The sequence below is a fragment of the Kushneria sp. Sum13 genome (genome assembly GCF_052692355.1).
In genome coordinates this window covers 105,088-122,505 of the sequence record NZ_CP199847.1, presented here as the reverse complement: position 1 = coordinate 122,505, position 17,418 = coordinate 105,088, and the positions used below count along the sequence as shown (strand labels likewise).

Genomic DNA, 17,418 nt, shown 5'->3' with positions numbered 1-17,418 from the left:
TGCGGGAAAAATTGTCTTACCGGCGATTTGTTCGCGATATGAACAATTCTTTGTGATGCGAACCAAACTATGGAGCCGGTCTGCAAAAGGCAATCACCACTTTGGTCGCAGACCGGTCAACCGGTTTAAGGAACACTGCAGGCAGGAGAGGCCTGCCCGGCAGGGGTTACTGAAGATGGCTTACTGCAAATGGCTTACTGCAGAGGGCTTGCTGCAGAAGATTGACTGAAGACGACTTACTGCATGTGACGGGCCAGCTGATCGCGTTTTTCCAGCAGCAGCGGCAGGAAGTCCTCTCTCAACTGCTGCTCGGAGATACGCATGGCGTTGGTGCTGATATTGATCGCCCCCAGCAGCCGCCCGGTCCCGGCATACAGCGGCACCGCCAGCGAGCGCAGGCCCGAATCAAGCTCCTGATCCACCACGCAGTAGCCATCGTGGCGGACCCGGACGAGCTCGTCGCGAAAAGCCGCCATGTCGGTCAGGGTGTACCCGGTATGCGCTTCAAGCGTGACGCCCTCAAGCAGGGTATCAAGCGTGGCTTCCTCCAGCTGCGCCAGCAAAATGCGTCCCATCGAGGTGTAAAGCGCCGGCAGGCGCGTGCCCACCGACAGGGTAATGGCCATTAGCCGGTGGCGGGCAGCCGAGCGGGCGGCGTACACCACCTCGAGCCCGTCGAGCACCCCGAGAGATGCCGATTCCCCCGTGCGCTCGGTCAGCGCTTCCAGCCCCTGCTGGACCACCGAGTGATAGTTGTTGGCCGACAGAAACGAATAACCCAGCGACAGCACGCGCGGCGAGAGCTCGAACTGACGCTTGCACCGCGCCACGTAGCCCAGCGCATGCAGGGTCAGCAAAAACCGGCGGGCTCGGGCCCGGTTCATGCCGGTGCGGGCCGCCACTTCACTGAGCGTCATGCTGCGATGTTCCTGATCAAACGCCGAAATGACCTCCAGACCGCTGGCCAGCGCGGTCACGAAATCTCGATCGTCCGGTGTGATCGCGGCGTCTTCATCGCCGTCGGTCGACTTCACCATCGAAGGGTTCTCCTGAAGGGATCTCGAAAAAAGGGGGCAAAAGCAGCCTGCGTCGACGCTCGCCAGCGTCAGGGGCGCATGCCAGGATAAGGTTGTTCGCTCAACGTACAAAAGGTCGCAGAGTATCTGCATTAGCGCAATAGCGGGGAGACACCATGGCCTGCGCATTTCTTCAGCACCCTTTCATGAGCCGGGCAGCGCTTGAGCATTTTGACAACGCCGCCCTGATCAATGCCATGAAGCACTTTGAACTGGCGCTGGCCGACAGCGAAGAGCGCCACGGCGTGCTGCCCGCCGGTACCGGCGACACGCTGCGCCAGCATCTTGCCGAGCACGTCTTTGATCTCGAGGATCTCGAAGCCGGCACGGCGCTGGGCGGCAACGTGGCCATTCCCTTCGTGCGCCAGGCAAAGGCCGCCCTGCCCGAGCCTCTGCGGGCCCATTTTCACTTTGCCGCCACCAGCCAGGACGTGCTCGACAGTGCCCTGATGCTCTTGAGCCAGCAACGGCTGCCCACCCTGCTGATGCTGGCTCAGCGCAACCTGCGCGCACTGGCCGCGCTGATGGATCGCCACCGCGATACCGCCATGATCGGGCGCACCCTGATGCAGCAGGCCCTGCCGATCACCTTTGGTGTGCGCACGGCCCAGTGGGCCCTGCAGCTCGATGAGGCCAGAGCGCGCCTGAACGACCTTGTCGAGACAGGTCTGCCGGTGCAGTTTGGTGGCCCGGTGGGCATCCACAACGGCCTGGAGGACGGGCTTGCCATCATGGAGACGCTGGCCGCCTCGATGGGACTGCGCGCGCCGCTGCTGCCCTGGCATACCGACCGCCAGCCGATTCATGCCCTGATCACCGCGCTGGATGCGCTCGCCACCGCCGCTGACAAGATCGCCCTTGATGTGGCCCTGCTGGCACAAAGCGAGATCAATGAGCTGAGCGAACCCGCGGGCGAAGGCGTGGGGGGCTCCTCGTCGATGGCCCACAAGCGCAATCCGGTACGCTGCGCACTGATTCGCACCGCCACCCGCCACGTTCACGGTCATACGGCCACCGTGATCAACGCCGCCAGCCAGCCACTGGAGCGCGGTCTGGGCGAGTGGCACAGCGAGTGGGCGCCGCTGATCGAGAGCCAGCAGCTGCTGGAAGGTGCCCTGTTACAGCTCGCCGTGCTGCTGGAAGGGCTGGAAGTTCACGAGGATGTGATGGCCTCGCGGCTGGCCGCCCTGAACGTGGCCACCCGGCAGGATACCGACAGCAGCCACCGCCAGATTGATCGGGTACTGGCGCATCTGGCCCGGTAGTCACGCGGTTCAATCAGGGCGCCATCTCGCCGCTCAATAGACCTTGGTCGCATTTTTACTGCCGCCGCCCTCATGGGCTGGCGGCATTTTGTGCTTTTGGAACAATAACCTGTCGCTGGATATTCATAAATTCTACGCCATACCCTGCCCCCTTGAGTGTATTGACGGCCTGCTCGGCCTCGCCCTAATCTGGTTCGCATTGCAAACATAAAGTTCACATAGCGAACAAAGAGGGCCGTCTCATGGCTGAATTTCTCTCGCTTCACGAGGCCATCGCCCGCCATGTCCACGATGGCGATACCGTGGCGCTGGAAGGGTTTACCCATCTCATCCCGTTTGCCGCCGGCCATGAGATCATCCGCCAGAAGCGCCAGAATCTGACGCTGATTCGCATGACCCCGGACCTGCTTTATGACCAGATGATCGGCATGGGCTGCGCCTCGAAGCTGATCTTTTCCTGGGGGGGCAACCCCGGGGTCGGCTCGCTGCATCGCCTGCGCGACGCGGTCGAAAAGCACTACCCCGCGAAACTCGAGATTCTCGAGCATAGCCACGCCGCCATGGCGTGTGCCTGGGAGGCCGGTGCCGCCGGGCTGCCGCTGGCCGTGCTGCGGGGCTATATCGGCAGTGACCTGCCGAGGGTCAACCAGGACATTCGCCACATCGACTGTCCCTTCACCGGCGAGCGCCTGGCCGCCATTCCGGCCAATCGCCCCGATGTCACCGTCGTCCATGCCCAGAAAGCAGATCGGGCCGGCAACGTGCTGATCGAGGGCATCATCGGCGTGCAGAAGGAAGCCGTACTGGCCGCCCGCCGCAGCGTGGTGACCGTCGAGGAAGTTGTGGACAGCCTGGAGGCCCATCCCAATGCCTGCGTGCTGCCGGCCTGGGCCATCAGCGCCATCGCCGTCGCCCCCGGTGGCGCCGCGCCGTCCTACACCCACGGCTACTACGGCCGGCGCAATGACTTCTACAAGCAGTGGGACACCATTGCCCGCGACCGCGACACCTTCCGCCAGTGGATGGAAGATCACGTCATGACCGTTGAAGAAGGAGTGTCTGCATGAGTGAAATGACCCCTGTCCATGACAACACGACGGCCCGGGACTACACCGCCACCGAAATGATGACGGTGACGGCCTCCCGCGCGCTGACCAATGGCACCACCTGCTTTGTCGGCATCGGCCTGCCCAGCGAGGCTGCCAATCTGGCCCGCCTGACCCATGCCCCCAATACGGTATTGATCTACGAATCCGGCACCCTGCAGACAAGGCCCGACGTGCTGCCGCTGTCCATCGGCGACGGCGAGCTGTGTGATACGGCGCTGGCCACCGTGTCAGTACCGGAGATGTTTCGCTACTGGCTGCAGGGCGGCCGGGTCGATGTGGGCTTTCTCGGCACCGCCCAGATCGATCGCTACGCCAATCTCAACACCACGCTGATCGGTGATTACCGTGAACCGAAGGTGCGTCTGCCCGGCGGTGGCGGTGCCCCTGAGATCGCCACCAATTCGCGCGAAGTGTTTGTCATGATCAAGCACTCGCCGCGCGCCTTTGTCGAAGAGGTCGATTTCATCACCAGCCTCGGCTTCGGGCGCGATGGCCGGGCCCGTGACGACCTTCACCCCGAAACCGCCCGTCACATCGGCCGCGGCCCGACGCTGGTGATTACCGACCTGTGCCTGATGCGACCGGACCCGGACACGCACGAACTGGTGGTCACCTCGATTCATCCCGGCGTCACCCGCGAGCAGATTGTGGATGCCACCGGCTGGCCGGTGCGCTTTGTCGAGTCGCCTGATGCTACCCCCGAGCCCAGCGCGCATGAAGTCAGCACGCTGCGCGAGCTCAAGGCGCGTACCGAGCGCCACCACGCCGGCCATTCCGAGGAGGTCAGCGCATGACGGACGTCTATCTCTGCCACCCCAGGCGCACCGCTGTGGGCAAATTCGGCGGCGCGCTCTCAAGCGTGCGCCCCGATGACATGGCGGCCCGCATATTTGAAGCCGTGCTGCGTCAGGCCCCCGGGCTCGACCCGGCCGCCATCGATGACGTCATCATGGGCTGCGCCAACCAGGCCGGTGAGGACAACCGCAACGTGGCCCGCATGGCGGCGCTATTGGCCGGCCTGCCGGACAGCGTGCCCGGCACCACCATCAACCGGCTGTGCGGCTCCAGCATGGACGCCATCGGCACTGCGGCGCGGGCGATTCGAGCCGGCGAGGCCGAACTGATGCTGGCCGGCGGGGTCGAGTCGATGTCGCGCGCGCCCTACGTTCTGGGCAAGGCGGACAGCGCCTTCTCCCGCGGCCAGACGATGGAGGACACCACCATCGGCTGGCGCTTCGTCAATCGTCTGATGAAAGAGCGTTTTGGGACGCATTCGATGCCCGAAACGGCCGAGAACGTGGCCGAACAGTTCAATATCTCGCGTGAGGACCAGGACCGCTTTGCCCTCGCCTCCCAGCAGCGTACGAAGCGGGCGCAGGACAGTGGCCGCCTGGCGCTGGAGATCGAGCCGTTTGAAGTGGCCCGGCGCAAGCAGCCGCCGCTGATGTTCGAGACCGACGAGCATCCGCGCGAGACCACGCTTGAAAAGCTCGCCGGCCTGCCCACGCCCTTTCGCGAGGGCGGCAGCATCACTGCCGGCAACGCCTCCGGCGTCAACGATGGGGCCGTGGCGATGCTGGTCGCCAGTGAGGCCGCGGTGAAACGGTTCAATCTCACGCCGATGGCCCGCCTGCACGGTATGGCGACCGCCGGGGTCGAACCGCGCATCATGGGCATGGGGCCGGTGCCGGCCACCCGGAAACTGCTCGACCGGCTGGGCATGACGCTGGATCAGATGGATCACATCGAACTGAACGAGGCCTTTGCCGCTCAGGCGCTGGCCTGCCTGCGCGAGCTGGGGGTGAGTGATGACGACCCGCGGGTCAATCCCAACGGCGGTGCCATCGCACTCGGTCATCCGCTGGGCATGTCGGGCGGTCGCATTATCGCCAGCGCCATGCACGAGCTTGAACAGCGCCGCAAGCGCTTTGCGCTGTGTACCATGTGTATAGGCGTAGGTCAGGGCATCGCAACCGTGCTGGAACGACTATGATCGACCTTTCATGACCCTATAAATACAAGGAAGGTGCCATGGAAGCCGTGACCAATCTGTCGGTTCGCATCGTTCAGCGCTACCTGCCCAGCGCCTTCGTGCTGGCGGTGATGCTGACCGCCATCGTGTTTGCGCTGGGTATGGCCATTACCCGACAGTCGCCCATCGATATGGTGACGTACTGGGGCGATGGCTTTTCAGAGCTTTTCAAATTCGGCATGCAGATGACGCTGGTGCTGCTGACCGGCTACGTACTGGCCCTGACGCCGGTCGTGCAGACCGCGCTGTCCGGTTTGACCCGACATGCCGGGTCGCCGCGTCAGGCCATCCTGCTGACCATCGTGGTCAGCTTTGTCTGCTATTACCTCAACTGGGGATTTGGCATGGTGGCCGGCGCGATCCTGGCCCGCGAAATGGGCCAGCGGGTGGCCGGCATCCACTTCCCGCTGCTGGTCGCGGCGGCCTACGGCGGTGAGCTGGTGCGCGGACCGTCCTCGTCGATTCCGCTGGTCATTGCCACGCCCGGCCACTTCATGGAAGACGCCATCGGCATCGTGCCGGTGTCGCAGACGCTCTATTCCGGCTGGAACATTGCTCTTACCCTGCTGCTTCTGGCGCTGCTGCTGGCGTTTTTCGCCCGCCAGCGACAGCCCGAAAACATCGTCACCCTGCAGATGACCGACAACGCCAGCGCCGAGCCCGCTGCGCAGGCGGACGAGGGTGACGGCACGCCGTCGGATCGCATTGAGCGCAGCCGCCTGCCGACCCTGTTTCTGGGCGCCATGGCGGCGCTCTATCTGGTTGCTCAGGCCGCCGCCGGCAGCTTCAGCATCGATCTCAATACCGTGATCATCTTCTTTCTGGCGCTGGGGCTTTTGCTGCATCGCAGCCCGAAGGCCTATCTGGGCGCGGCGGAAAAAGGCGTCAGCGCCGCCCGCGGCATCATCGTGCAGTTTCCGCTCTATGCCGGCATCGCGGGCATGATGACCGGCTCCGGGCTGGTCACGCATTTCTCGGAGGCCGTCATTTCGGTGGCCACGCCGGCGACCTTCCCCGTTCTGACCTTTCTGTGCGCCGGCATCGTCAACTTCTTCATCCCTTCCGGCGGCGGACAGTGGGCCATTCAGGGGCCGATCATGATGGAAGCCGCCGCTGCCATCGGCGCCGACCCGGCCCGCACCATCATGGCCTTCACCTGGGGCGACGGCTGGACCAATCAGATTCAGCCGTTCTGGGCCCTGCCGCTGCTGGGCGTGGCCGGGCTTTCAGCGCGCGACATCATGGGCTATCTCATCATCTGGCTGGTCATTTCGGGGCTGGCCATCGGCGGCGTGTTCGCCACGCTGGCCGTGCTGGGCTAGGCCAATACGCCATCGAATCATCAGGAGAGACACATGACATTCATGGAGCATCAGGGCCGTACCATCGCCTGGCGTCTGCTGGGCCCGCAAGCGGCGCCGCTGGTGGTGCTCGCCCATCCGCTGGGCATGAGCCAGAGCGTCTGGGATGAGGTGCTGCCCACCCTTTTGAGCCGCTATCGCGTCCTGACCTGGGATCTGCCGGGCCACGGCGGCAGCGCCCCCGCCACCGGAGCCCTGACGCTTGAGTCGCTGACCGATGAGCTGCTCGCACTGGTGTCCAGCGCCGGTGCCGAGTGCTTTCACTTTATCGGCACCTCGATCGGCGGCGCGCTGGGCCAGCATCTGCTGGTGCAGCATTCCGAGCGTCTGGCCAATGTGGTACTGACCAACACCGGCGCCACCATCGGCACGCCGGAGAACTGGCATGCCCGCGCAAAGCGCGTCCGCGATGAAGGGCTGGCGGCCATGGCCGGTGAGCTGGCGCCCCGCTGGTTCAGCGCCACTACCCGCGACAACGCAGCGCTGGTGGAAGGCTGGCGCGCCCAGCTCGCCCGCACCGATGATGAAAGTTATGCGCGGCTATGCGAGATGCTGGCCGGCTTTGACATGCGAGGTGCCCTCAGGGAAAGCGCCGAACGCGACGGCCTCTATCTGCTCGGTGGCAGCGATGATCTCTCCACACCGCCGGAAACCCTTGAGGCGCTGGCGGAGGTTTTGAAGGCACCACCGCTGGAGATTCTGGCCGGCGCCGGCCACGTGCCCTCGGTCGAACAGCCACAGGCCGTGGCACAGCGGCTCATGACCTGGCTTGGCACCCGTGCTGGCAACACTGGTCTTCACGGCGTTACCTATGATGAGGGGCTTGAGACCCGCAAGCGCGTGCTCGGCGCCGAGCATGTCGAGCGCGCTTCCAGTAACGCCACCACACTGGATCAGCCGTTCCAGCAGATGATCACCCGCTTTGCCTGGGGTGAGCTGTGGGGCAGTCAGGATCTGTCCGTCACCCAGCGTAGTCTGATCACGCTGGCGATTCTGGCCGCGCTCGGGCGCGATGGCGAGCTGGTACTGCATTTGAAGACCGCGCATCGCACCGGGGTCAGCGAGGCGGAACTGCGCCAGGCCCTGATGCACGTGGCCACCTATGCCGGCGTGCCGGCGGCCAACCACGCCTTTGGGCTGGCGAAACAGCACGGCTGGGGCGAATAACCGCCCCTCTCCTGCCTGCCATCAAAACTCTCCTGCGCAGTCTAATCCATCCACCGGCGCCCTGAAGCCGGTGGGCGGAAACAATCCGTCACACCTCTTTTGACGTGCGTCAATAAATGAACAGCGTTCGCCTGGCACAATGGTGTCAGGCACTTACAGGGATCGGGTCGGGTGCATCACGCCTGGAGGGGGAGCCCGAACCACTTCAGAAAAAACCTGTTCAGGGGAACCAGACACATGCGCGCGCTGCCGCTTATTTCCATTGCCGCTCTGGCACTCGGGGTGACCGTGGGTACAACTGCCCAGGCTGCTGAATCCACTTACGGTCAGGGCGATTTCTTCACCCGCGCCGGCCTTGCCAAGGTGTCACCGAAAGATGACAACGGTGATTACGATTCACTCGGCGTGGACAAGGTCGACGTCAAGGACGGTCGCGGGTTCGCGATCACCTTTGGCTATCGCTTTCTCGACCAGTGGGGCGTGGAACTGCTGGCCGCGCAGCGCATCAAGCATGACTTCAATCTCGACGGTGACAAGGGCGGCTCGGTCAAGCACCTGCCCCCGACGCTGACGCTGCAGTATTACCCGCTGGGCGGCACCGATGCCCGCGTACAGCCCTATGTCGGCGCCGGCATCAACTACACCCGCTTCTCGGCGGAAAGCGTCGACATCGATGGCGCCAGCATGGACATGGACAATTCCTGGGGCTGGGCCGGTCAGGTCGGTGTGGATCTGTTGATCAATGATCACTGGGCCATCAACGCCGCGGCCTGGTATCTGGACATCGACTCCAACGTGACCGCCAGCGCCGGCGGCGAGACCTACAAGACGCACCTGGACATCGACCCGGTCGTCATCATGAGCGGCATCAGCTACCGCTTCTGATCCAGAAAACCCTACCCTTTTTGCACCGCTCTCTCGACCGGTGCTGACCCGACGGTTTCGGCCTGCCGTCGGGTTTTTTTATGTTTATTGTCCGGTCATGGTCGTGTTTTATTACCCTGACAGGGTCTAAAACGGAAGCGCACTTCAACACCTTCCCATCTCTACGCAAGCCAGGACTCGAAAAGACGGGACACTCGCGGTTAATATCGAAACATTTGCTGCCCATCGGAATCTGCTCATGTCACTGTCCGCTGCCTTTTGCCTTCTCCGGCGCCCGATACGACGCCTGCGCGAGGTGTCCCTGCTGATCACTCTTCTCTGGCTGGCCGGCTGTGCCGGCAACCCCGAGATGCAGACCAGTGACATGATGGGCCCGATTTCCGAGCAGCAGGATCTCTCGATCGAGCGGGTGCTGGTCATGAATTACGCCCGCGACGCGCTGGGCACCCCCTATCGCTATGGCGGCACGACCCCCGCCGGCGTGGACTGCAGCGGCCTGACCCAGGCAAGCCTTCAGGCCGCCGGTATCGAAATCCCCCGTACCTCGCAGCAGCAGTTTGATGGCCTTGAGCACATCGAGCGCGCCCGCCCGGGGGATCTGATGTTTTTTGGCTCAAAAGGCAGCGTCAGCCACGTGGGGATCTACATGGGCAACAACCAGATGATCCACGCCCCCGGCAGCGGGCGTCAGGTCACCATCGCAGGCCTCGACAAGCGTTACTGGCGCAGCCACTACCGCGGTGCCGCGGCCCCGGCACCCTGACCCCCTTGACGACCATCGTCTCCCAGAACCATCGCCCCTTAAGAAAGGAAGCCCCATGACTCTTTCAACACGCTATCGGTGGCTGGCCGTGCCGGCCCTGTTATTGACGCTGACCGCCTGTGATCAAAACGGTGATGACCAGAGCGTCGATCAGCCCGACGCTGCGCAGCCGTCCAGCGAGACCGCCGACACGCAAAAGCCGCAGGAAGGCCTGTCACCGACCTTCGTCAATCGCACGATCAAGGCGCCGGACTGCGAAGGCGATGACTGCGCCAGCGTGGAAATTCACATGATCAGGTTCGACAACGACCCGGCCCTGTCCAGTGAACTGGAACGTCGCCTGGTGCGGATGGGCAACCCGATCAGCGAGTCAGGGGTGGACAAGGACGCCCTGCCCGCCACTTTGGACGCCTACGCCGAAGATTTTTTCGATCAAAGTGCCCAGGCCAACGCCGACAGCGACCATCCGCGCCCTTATTACACGACCCTGGAAGCCAAAGAGATCGGCCATCACGACGACCTGCTGGTTCTCGAGCTTCAAAGCTATGTCATGACCGGCGGTGCTCACGGCATGCCGGGCACCGACTACATGGTCATCGATGAAAAGACCCGCCAGGTCGTGACGCTGGACGACATGCTGCAGGACGGGCAAAAGCCGGCCTTCGAGGCGGCATTGAAAAACGCCTGGCAGCGCTGGATGAAAGACAGTGAGGCGGGCAAAACGCTCGACCCCATCAACTGGCCGTTCTCGCCCAGCGATAACGCTGCTCCGCTTGAGGACAACATGGCGGTCACCTATGGTCCCTATGCGCTCGGGCCCTACGCCATCGGCATGCCCACGCTGACCATTCCCTATAGCGACCTTGAAAACGTGCTCAAGCCGAGATTTTTACCCAATGCCACCGCCGATACCGCGGAGTCGAAATGAACGTTTTAATCCTCAACGGCCCCAATCTGAACCTTCTGGGCAAGCGCGAGCCGGAGATCTATGGCCATGAGACGCTTGCCGACATCGAAAATGCCATTCGCCACCGCGCCTTTGACCAGGGCGTGGCCACTGATTTTCTGCAGACCAATCACGAAGGCGTGATGCTCGATCGCATCCATGACGCGCGGGGGCAGTTCGATGCCATCATCATCAATCCAGCCGCCTGGTCGCATACCTCCGTGGCGCTGCTGGACGCGCTCAAGGCCTTTGAAGGGCGCGTAATCGAGGTGCATCTGTCCAACATCCACACCCGCGAGTCGTTTCGCCACCACTCGTATATTTCCGCACGGGCCGAAGCGGTCATTGCGGGCATGGGCAGCTTCGGCTATCTGGCAGCGATCGATTTTCTGTCGCGCTAAAGACCCTTTTAGGGGCTGAATCCTTAAAAAATCGGGCCCGTCAGAAAGCCGTGACCAGGACCTGATCCCGCCTTGAGACAAGGAAGATCCCCATGAGCAGCATCGTCGGTGCGCTGGCCCCGCTGTTTGCCCTGATCGCGCTGGGGGCGGCACTTGGCTGGGCCCGCTTTCCCGGCGGGGATTTCTGGCCGCGGCTTGAGCGCGTTATCTACTACCTGCTGTTCCCGGCGATGCTGGTGGCAACGCTTGCCTCGGCCGATGTCAGCCAGGTATCGGTGCTGCCGCTGGCCGCGACCCTGCTCGGTACCATGATCGCGCTGGGCGCTGCGCTATGGCTGACGCGCAAGCGTCTGGCGCTGTCGCCGCCGGTGTTTACCTCGGCCTTTCAGGGGGTGGTGCGCTTTAACACCTATGTCGGCGTGGCCGGCGCCGGGGCGCTGTACGGCGAACCCGGGCTGACCGTGGCAGCGGTCGCCATCGCGCTGATGGTCCCCACCGCCAATATCCTGTGCGTGCTGGCCTTTATCGTCTCCGGCACTACCTCTGACCACCAGGGGCCGGCCAGCATGAGCAAAAGCGCGCTGGCGCTGGCGCGCAATCCCTTGATTCTTGCCTGTCTGGTGGGCGTGGCGCTGAACTGGAGTGGTATCGGCCTGCCAGACCCCGGGGCATCAGCCATTGCTCTGCTGGGACAGGCGGCCCTGCCGCTGGGGCTGGTGGCCGTGGGGGTGGCCCTGCGTCCAAAGGCGCTATGGCGAAGCGGTCGAGCGTTCTGGCTCTCCAGCGCTCTGAAGCTGGTGATCACCCCGATACTGGTGCTGGCCCTGGCCTGGCTGGCCGGCCTGCATGGGGTGGATCGACAGGTTGCCCTGCTCTTTGCCGCACTGCCCACGGCAACCTCGGCCTATATTCTGGCCCGCCAGCTCGGCGGCGACGCCGAATTGATGGCGGCGATCATTACCGGCCAGACCCTGCTGGCGATGCTGACCATGCCCGTCATGCTTCAGCTGGCCGGCGCGCCCTGACTGGCACTGATCCTGACCGCCAGGCGCGCTGATCCGCTATGCTGATGGGAACCCCATCTTCTCAAAGAGGCTATACATGGCCGACCTGACGCTTTTCTATGACGGCACCTGCCCGCTGTGCGTCAATGAGATCAATCATCTAAAGCGACTCGATCAAAAGCAGCGCATTGCGTTTGAAGATATTCATGCTGAGAACTTCACAATCCGCTATCCCGATATTGACCGGGATGACGCCAGCGCCATTTTGATGGGTGACGTTCATGGTCAACGGATTCGCGGGCTGGATGTGACCCATCGCGCCTGGTCGCTGGTCGGCCGCGGCTGGATCACCGCGCCCCTGCGCTGGCCACTGATTCGCCCGGTCGCCGATCGGGTCTATCTCTGGTTTGCCCCCAGGCGCTATCGCATTTCAGGCTGGCTGACCGGGCGACAGCGCTGTGAGCGCTGCGAAACGGGTCAGTGCGATATTGCCGATAAAAAGCCCTGAGGCTGCACGCCCCATTTCTGTTATATCAGCGCCCCGCGACAGATGCCGCAGGGCGCTGATGATTTTATAACGTTCTGTATGACCATCCTTCGAGATTTTGCAGGAGCCGGCACGGGGGTCGAACCCGCGCGCCCGAGCACGACAGACCACTTTTTACCGAATGTGTGGTGGCAAAAGCGCGATCAATCGGAATACCGGCTCATGGCCATTCATGCCCGCGGGCGACTGACAGGCTGCCTGATCACGAAAGCCACTGCAGCCACTGCCGCTGTCATGATCAGGCCAGCCAGCACGGCTACTCCAGTCTGAATACCGATCAGGTCGATAAGATAGCCAGTCATCACGGGCAATAGTCCGGCTGGAAGATACCCCCCCATATTGAAGAGGCTATTGGCTTGCGCTCTATGGCTGGTGGGCACTTCCATTCCTATCAGGGTCAGCCCTCCAAGCTGTCCTGTGCCCTGTCCGGCACCGGCCAGCAATGCCGATGCCATCAGCCACAGCGCTGAAGTCTCATGTACTGAAATCCATAAGGTGATCATCGAAAAAAGTGTCAAGGAGCCGCTCAGAATAAACACCGTGCGTGTCGAGTACTTCTGAGCTGCAAACTGTATCCCTACCGCTACCATGAACATGGTGAAGGCAGTACTGCCGGCTACCAGCGGGCTATCCACATGGAGAAAGGATGAAAAAAGACTGGGCCCAAGAGATAACACAAACGAAGTGGCGGTAATACCGGGGCCGAAAAAGAGAATACCAAACCCTACGCTGGAAAGATTATTTCGGGGCACTGACGGCAGGCTGAAGTGAAATGTCATTTCACCTGGCCGCTGCGAAGGCTGGCACAACACCATCAGCAACGCGATGAACAACAGACCAAGCTCAACGCCAAACACGTTTCTTACAGGGTAAGCCGTATATTTGCTCAGCAAACCAGCGATAAAGGGGCCTGCACCAGCCCCCAGCACCATGGCAACCGATGCCATCAGGGAAGCCAGTCTTTTATGGGCCTCCCCTGCACGATCGACCACATTGGCCATGCCGGCAGAAACAATAATGCCTACAGAGATGCCAGCAAGAACTCTTGCCAGTACAAGTACGATAACCGTATCCGCTATTTCAAACAGCATGGCAGCCATCATGGCCAGCATCACTCCAGGCACAAGGATTACCTTGCGTCCGAAATGATCAGATAACTGACCTGCAACAAGCAGGGTACAGATCAGGCCTGCAATATAAGCAGCAAAGATGGTAGCCAGCGTCCCTGACCCAAAGCCCATCAAGTGCTGCCAGTGGCTATAAAGGGGTGTTGTGGCGTTGGAGAGGATAAAGACTGCCATGACCACCCAGGCAGCCCGGAAGATCGGCGCTCTGGAGCTCTGGCTGGTCTGAGAAGGGACTGTATCGGCATTCGAAAGGGCTTGTGACATGACAGAACCATGGGGATATATGGATTTGCTGCCCATGGTAGGGTCAGGCTGCAAACGTCTGTATTCCCCAGGAACACACCTGAATTATGCAGGAATTCACAAGCGCTTCAGTCTGCTGTCGCGATTTCGGCAGTGCAGTGCACAATAAAGTCCATAACGGCTCTGATACGTGCCGTTTCTCTCACATCTTCATGGGCTGTAAGCCAGAGATCCATCATTAGAAAGGGCCCTTGCGGATCAAGGGGCACCAGATCATGTTCTGCAGCCAGAAACTCTGGCAGCAGCACAACCCCTGCACCACCAGCTGCTGCAATGGCTTGGATACGCAGGTCGTTGCTGCACATGACGATGGGGCGACCATCTGCCTGATCATGAAGCCATCGCTGCTGCATGGAATCCGCCATGCTCTCATCGTATCCGATAAAAACATGCTGATTGCCACGTCTGGAGTACCGTGAGGCGGTATAAAGCGTGAAGTGCAGTTTTCCCAGTCTTCTGGCAATTAGTGTGGGGGCTGTGGGACGTTCAAAACCAATGGCGATATCCGCTTCTCGACGAGCCAATGAAGCTCTGGCCTTTGTCCCCACAAGACGCAACTGCAGGTCAGGATACTGGTTATAGAGTCCGCCAACATGGGGCGCGAGGAGAATACTGGTCAATGCTGGAGGAGCCGAAACGATGACCTCACCCTGCACCTGACCCTGACCTGCATCGGCAAAACGCTCCAGTGCAAAGGACGACTGGCTCATCTGCTCGGCAAATCCGGCAACCTTCACACCATCCTCGGTCAGCAGATAGGCACGTGGACGCCGGTCCACGAGCTTGAGATTCAGCGCTTCTTCCAGCGAAGCGATTCTGCGGGCTACGGTGGCGTGCTCCACCCTTAATGCCTTCGCGGCTGCCGAGAGTGAGCCGGCTCTGGCAAAGGCAGAAAAATAACGAAGGTCTTCCCAGTCAAACATGCATCATTGCCTGATATTCATCTGAAATAGCAGCTGGCGCCAGCCTTCTTTTACACTATCACTCTTCAGGTCCTGAGTGCGGCCGTACATTACGCTCATCAAAAATCATCGAAGCTCAACGTCTCATCCTTGATACATCAACGCCCTGCGGCAGCAACCGCAGGGCGTTCGTTAATAAGCACACGGCCAGGTGTAAAAGACACTAGTCCTCGGTCGAGAAACGATAGACCGTGTGGCTTTCCAGCGTCTCGCCGGGCTGGAGAATGGTGGAAGGGAAGCCGGACTGGTTGGGGGAATCCGGGAAGTGCTGGGTTTCCAGCGCCAGCCCGGAGCGATGGCCGTAGGCCTGCCCGCCCTTGCCGGTCACGCTGCCATCCAGGAAATTGCCCGAGTAGAACTGAAGTCCCGGCTCGGTGGTCAAGACGTCCAGCACCCGGCCACTTTCCGGTGAACTCACGCGTGCGGCATGCTCAAGCGTGGGCCGAGGCTCGCGTGCGAGCACGAAATTGTGGTCATAGCCCTTGCCTCGCATGAGCTGCTCGTTGTCGGCCTCGATGCGCGCACCGATCGGTGTAGGCTGGGTGAAGTCAAACGGCGTACCGGCCACCGTTTCGATTTCACCGGTCGGGATCAGCGTCTTGTTGACCGGCGTGTAGCTGGCGGCATCAATGGTCATGACGTGATCAAGAATGCTGCCACTACCCTCCCCGTTCAGGTTGAAATAGCTGTGCTGGGTCAGATTGACCGGCGTGGCCTTCGTGGTGCGCGCACTGTAATCAATGGCCAGGGTGTCGTCGTGGGTCAGGGTGTATTTGACCTCGACAGCCAGCTCACCCGGATAGCCCTCTTCACCATCGGCACTGGTGTAGCGCATCACCACACCGCTGCCCTCGCTTGAGGAAAACGGCGTGGCCTGCCAGAGCTTCTGGTTGAAGCCTTCATCGCCACCGTGCAGATGGTTGGGCCCGTCATTGGTGGCCAGCTGATACGTCTTTCCATCCAGCGTAAAGCGACCATCCGCGATGCGGTTGCCATAACGCCCGATCAGCGCGCCAAAGTAGGGGTTGAGCTTTTTATAGGCCGGCGACAGATAGTCCTGCAGCGAATTGAAGCCGAGCACGATATCGGCCTTCTCTCCGTGGCGATCCGGCGTCTTGAGCGAGGTGATAATGCCGCCGTAGTCGATGACTTCCATATCGACATCCCCACCGCTATTGATGCGATAGCCGTGTACGGTGCGCCCATCTGGCAGGGTGCCAAAAACAAACTGCTTAACGCCGGGCGTCATGGCCGTCGAGGGCGAGGCGGATGTCGAGGCCGCCATGGCCTGAGCAGCCCCAAGGGACAGGAGACCGGCGCTCAGAAAAACCAGAGACCGCAGGGAAGGTTGTTTCATGACATGCTCCAGACGCGTTGAAGAAGAGACTCGCTACCGATCGTGATCAGGCCCGCTGACGCTTTTGCTGCTTCCAGCGGTCAAACAGCACGGCCAGCAGCAATATGGCGCCGCGCACCAGGTACTGATAAAAGGTCGGCACGTTCAAAAGCCCCATGGCGTTTTGCACACAGCCCATGATCAGTACGCCGACCAGCACGCCGGTGATCGAGGCCACCCCACCGGAAAGCGCGACGCCGCCGAGAACACAGGCCGAGATGACCGCAAGCTCCAGCCCCATGGACGTATTCGGGTCACCCAGCCCCATGCGTGAGGTCAGAAGCACCCCGGCGATCCCGGCCACCAGTCCCTGCAGGCCAAACACGATGATCTTGAGCCGACGCACGTTGACGCCGGCCAGTGCCGCCGCTTCCGGATTGCCGCCGGTGGCCAGCACGTTGCGGCCAAAAGCGGTCAGGTTGAGCACGAAGCCGAAGATCACAAAGCAGATGATCATGGTCCAGACCGGCAGGGTCAGGCCCAGAAACGAGGCGCTGCCCAGCTCGAAAAAGCCCGGCACCGTGATCATGACCGCATCACCGCCGGAAGTGATGTAGGCCAGCCCCCGCACGAATTCCATGGCGGCAAGCGTGGCGATCAGCGAATTGATGCCAAAGCGGGCCACCACGAACCCGTTGAACACGCCCACCAGCGCACCGGCAGCAATACCGCCCAGCGCACCAATCAATACGCTGCCCGAGGCGCTGGTAATGACCGCCGCGCTGACGCCGGCAAACGCCACGATCGAGGCGACCGACAGATCCACTTCACCGAGGGCCAGCACCATCATCATGGTGGTGGCGATGGTGCCGATAATGGTCACTGACAGCAGCAGACCGACCATATTGCGGCTGGTCAAGAAATCCGGAATCGCCACCGCCAGTGCAATAAAGAGCACGATGAAAATGGCAATCAGCCCGGAGGTATCCAGCAGGGTGCGCAGCGGCTTGATCAGCCCCTGACGCCCGGAGGGACGCGCCGTCTCCGTCTGGCCGCGCTCGGCGGCATGAACGCTTTTGTTGCTACTCATGATTCGGTGTCTCCAGACATCATGTTGTTATTGGCGCCGGTGGT

General features: G+C 61.8%; 17 protein-coding genes. 12 read left to right on the top strand and 5 right to left on the bottom strand.

Annotation, left to right across the window (positions count from 1 at the left end; all coding sequences use genetic code 11):
* Positions 1-236: 236 nt before the first annotated feature.
* Complete coding sequence (locus tag ACUN8C_RS00570; protein WP_445620448.1) at positions 237-1,037, bottom strand: IclR family transcriptional regulator domain-containing protein; 801 nt, start codon at positions 1,035-1,037, stop codon at positions 237-239.
* A gap of 155 nt (positions 1,038-1,192) precedes the next feature.
* Between ACUN8C_RS00570 and ACUN8C_RS00565 the strand changes: the two genes are divergently transcribed.
* The 12 genes from ACUN8C_RS00565 to ACUN8C_RS00510 all read left to right on the top strand — a co-directional run bounded on the left by ACUN8C_RS00565 (position 1,193) and on the right by ACUN8C_RS00510 (position 12,517).
* Entirely contained in the window at positions 1,193-2,341 is a 1,149-nt protein-coding gene (locus ACUN8C_RS00565; RefSeq protein ID WP_445620447.1) for a lyase family protein, read from the top strand.
* Between the two features lie 242 nt (positions 2,342-2,583).
* Entirely contained in the window at positions 2,584-3,408 is an 825-nt protein-coding gene (locus tag ACUN8C_RS00560) for a CoA transferase subunit A (RefSeq protein ID WP_445620446.1), read from the top strand.
* Complete coding sequence (locus ACUN8C_RS00555; protein WP_445620445.1) at positions 3,405-4,244, top strand: CoA-transferase subunit beta; 840 nt, start codon at positions 3,405-3,407, stop codon at positions 4,242-4,244. Before ACUN8C_RS00560 ends, ACUN8C_RS00555 begins: the two co-directional genes overlap by 4 nt.
* Complete coding sequence (gene pcaF / locus ACUN8C_RS00550) at positions 4,241-5,443, top strand: 3-oxoadipyl-CoA thiolase (protein WP_445620444.1); 1,203 nt, start codon at positions 4,241-4,243, stop codon at positions 5,441-5,443. The genes ACUN8C_RS00555 and pcaF overlap by 4 nt, the downstream gene beginning before the upstream one ends.
* 38 nt (positions 5,444-5,481) lie before the next feature.
* On the top strand, positions 5,482-6,804 hold the full coding sequence (locus ACUN8C_RS00545) for a short-chain fatty acid transporter (protein WP_445620443.1): 1,323 nt from the start codon (positions 5,482-5,484) through the stop codon (positions 6,802-6,804).
* A gap of 33 nt (positions 6,805-6,837) precedes the next feature.
* The gene (gene pcaDC / locus ACUN8C_RS00540; RefSeq protein ID WP_445620442.1) at positions 6,838-8,010 is read left to right on the top strand and encodes a bifunctional 3-oxoadipate enol-lactonase/4-carboxymuconolactone decarboxylase PcaDC; all 1,173 of its coding nucleotides are present in this window, start codon (positions 6,838-6,840) and stop codon (positions 8,008-8,010) included.
* A gap of 237 nt (positions 8,011-8,247) precedes the next feature.
* Positions 8,248-8,895, top strand: a complete 648-nt coding sequence (locus tag ACUN8C_RS00535) for an OmpW/AlkL family protein (RefSeq protein ID WP_108841094.1) — start codon at positions 8,248-8,250, stop codon at positions 8,893-8,895.
* A gap of 238 nt (positions 8,896-9,133) precedes the next feature.
* Positions 9,134-9,658, top strand: coding sequence for a C40 family peptidase (locus ACUN8C_RS00530; RefSeq protein ID WP_445620441.1), 525 nt, complete (start codon positions 9,134-9,136; stop codon positions 9,656-9,658).
* A 55-nt stretch (positions 9,659-9,713) separates the two neighbouring features.
* The gene (locus tag ACUN8C_RS00525) at positions 9,714-10,586 is read left to right on the top strand and encodes a DUF3298 domain-containing protein (protein WP_445620440.1); all 873 of its coding nucleotides are present in this window, start codon (positions 9,714-9,716) and stop codon (positions 10,584-10,586) included.
* Positions 10,583-11,005, top strand: coding sequence for a type II 3-dehydroquinate dehydratase (aroQ, locus tag ACUN8C_RS00520; protein ID WP_445620439.1), 423 nt, complete (start codon positions 10,583-10,585; stop codon positions 11,003-11,005). Before ACUN8C_RS00525 ends, aroQ begins: the two co-directional genes overlap by 4 nt.
* A gap of 92 nt (positions 11,006-11,097) precedes the next feature.
* Entirely contained in the window at positions 11,098-12,030 is a 933-nt protein-coding gene (locus ACUN8C_RS00515) for an AEC family transporter (RefSeq protein WP_445620438.1), read from the top strand.
* A 76-nt stretch (positions 12,031-12,106) separates the two neighbouring features.
* Positions 12,107-12,517: a thiol-disulfide oxidoreductase DCC family protein gene (locus ACUN8C_RS00510; RefSeq protein WP_445620437.1), complete on the top strand. Its 411-nt coding sequence runs from the start codon at positions 12,107-12,109 to the stop codon at positions 12,515-12,517.
* A gap of 209 nt (positions 12,518-12,726) precedes the next feature.
* On the opposite strand, the gene ACUN8C_RS00505 is transcribed toward ACUN8C_RS00510, so the two are convergent.
* The 4 genes from ACUN8C_RS00505 to araH all read right to left on the bottom strand — a co-directional run bounded on the left by ACUN8C_RS00505 (position 12,727) and on the right by araH (position 17,374).
* Complete coding sequence (locus ACUN8C_RS00505) at positions 12,727-13,947, bottom strand: MFS transporter (RefSeq protein WP_445620436.1); 1,221 nt, start codon at positions 13,945-13,947, stop codon at positions 12,727-12,729.
* Between the two features lie 107 nt (positions 13,948-14,054).
* A complete protein-coding gene (locus tag ACUN8C_RS00500) occupies positions 14,055-14,909 on the bottom strand; it encodes a LysR family transcriptional regulator (protein WP_445620435.1) in 855 nt (284 codons plus the stop codon).
* Between the two features lie 202 nt (positions 14,910-15,111).
* Positions 15,112-16,305: an aldose epimerase family protein gene (locus ACUN8C_RS00495; RefSeq protein ID WP_445620434.1), complete on the bottom strand. Its 1,194-nt coding sequence runs from the start codon at positions 16,303-16,305 to the stop codon at positions 15,112-15,114.
* A gap of 46 nt (positions 16,306-16,351) precedes the next feature.
* Positions 16,352-17,374, bottom strand: a complete 1,023-nt coding sequence (gene araH / locus ACUN8C_RS00490) for an L-arabinose ABC transporter permease AraH (RefSeq protein WP_445620433.1) — start codon at positions 17,372-17,374, stop codon at positions 16,352-16,354.
* Positions 17,375-17,418: the final 44 nt, after the last annotated feature.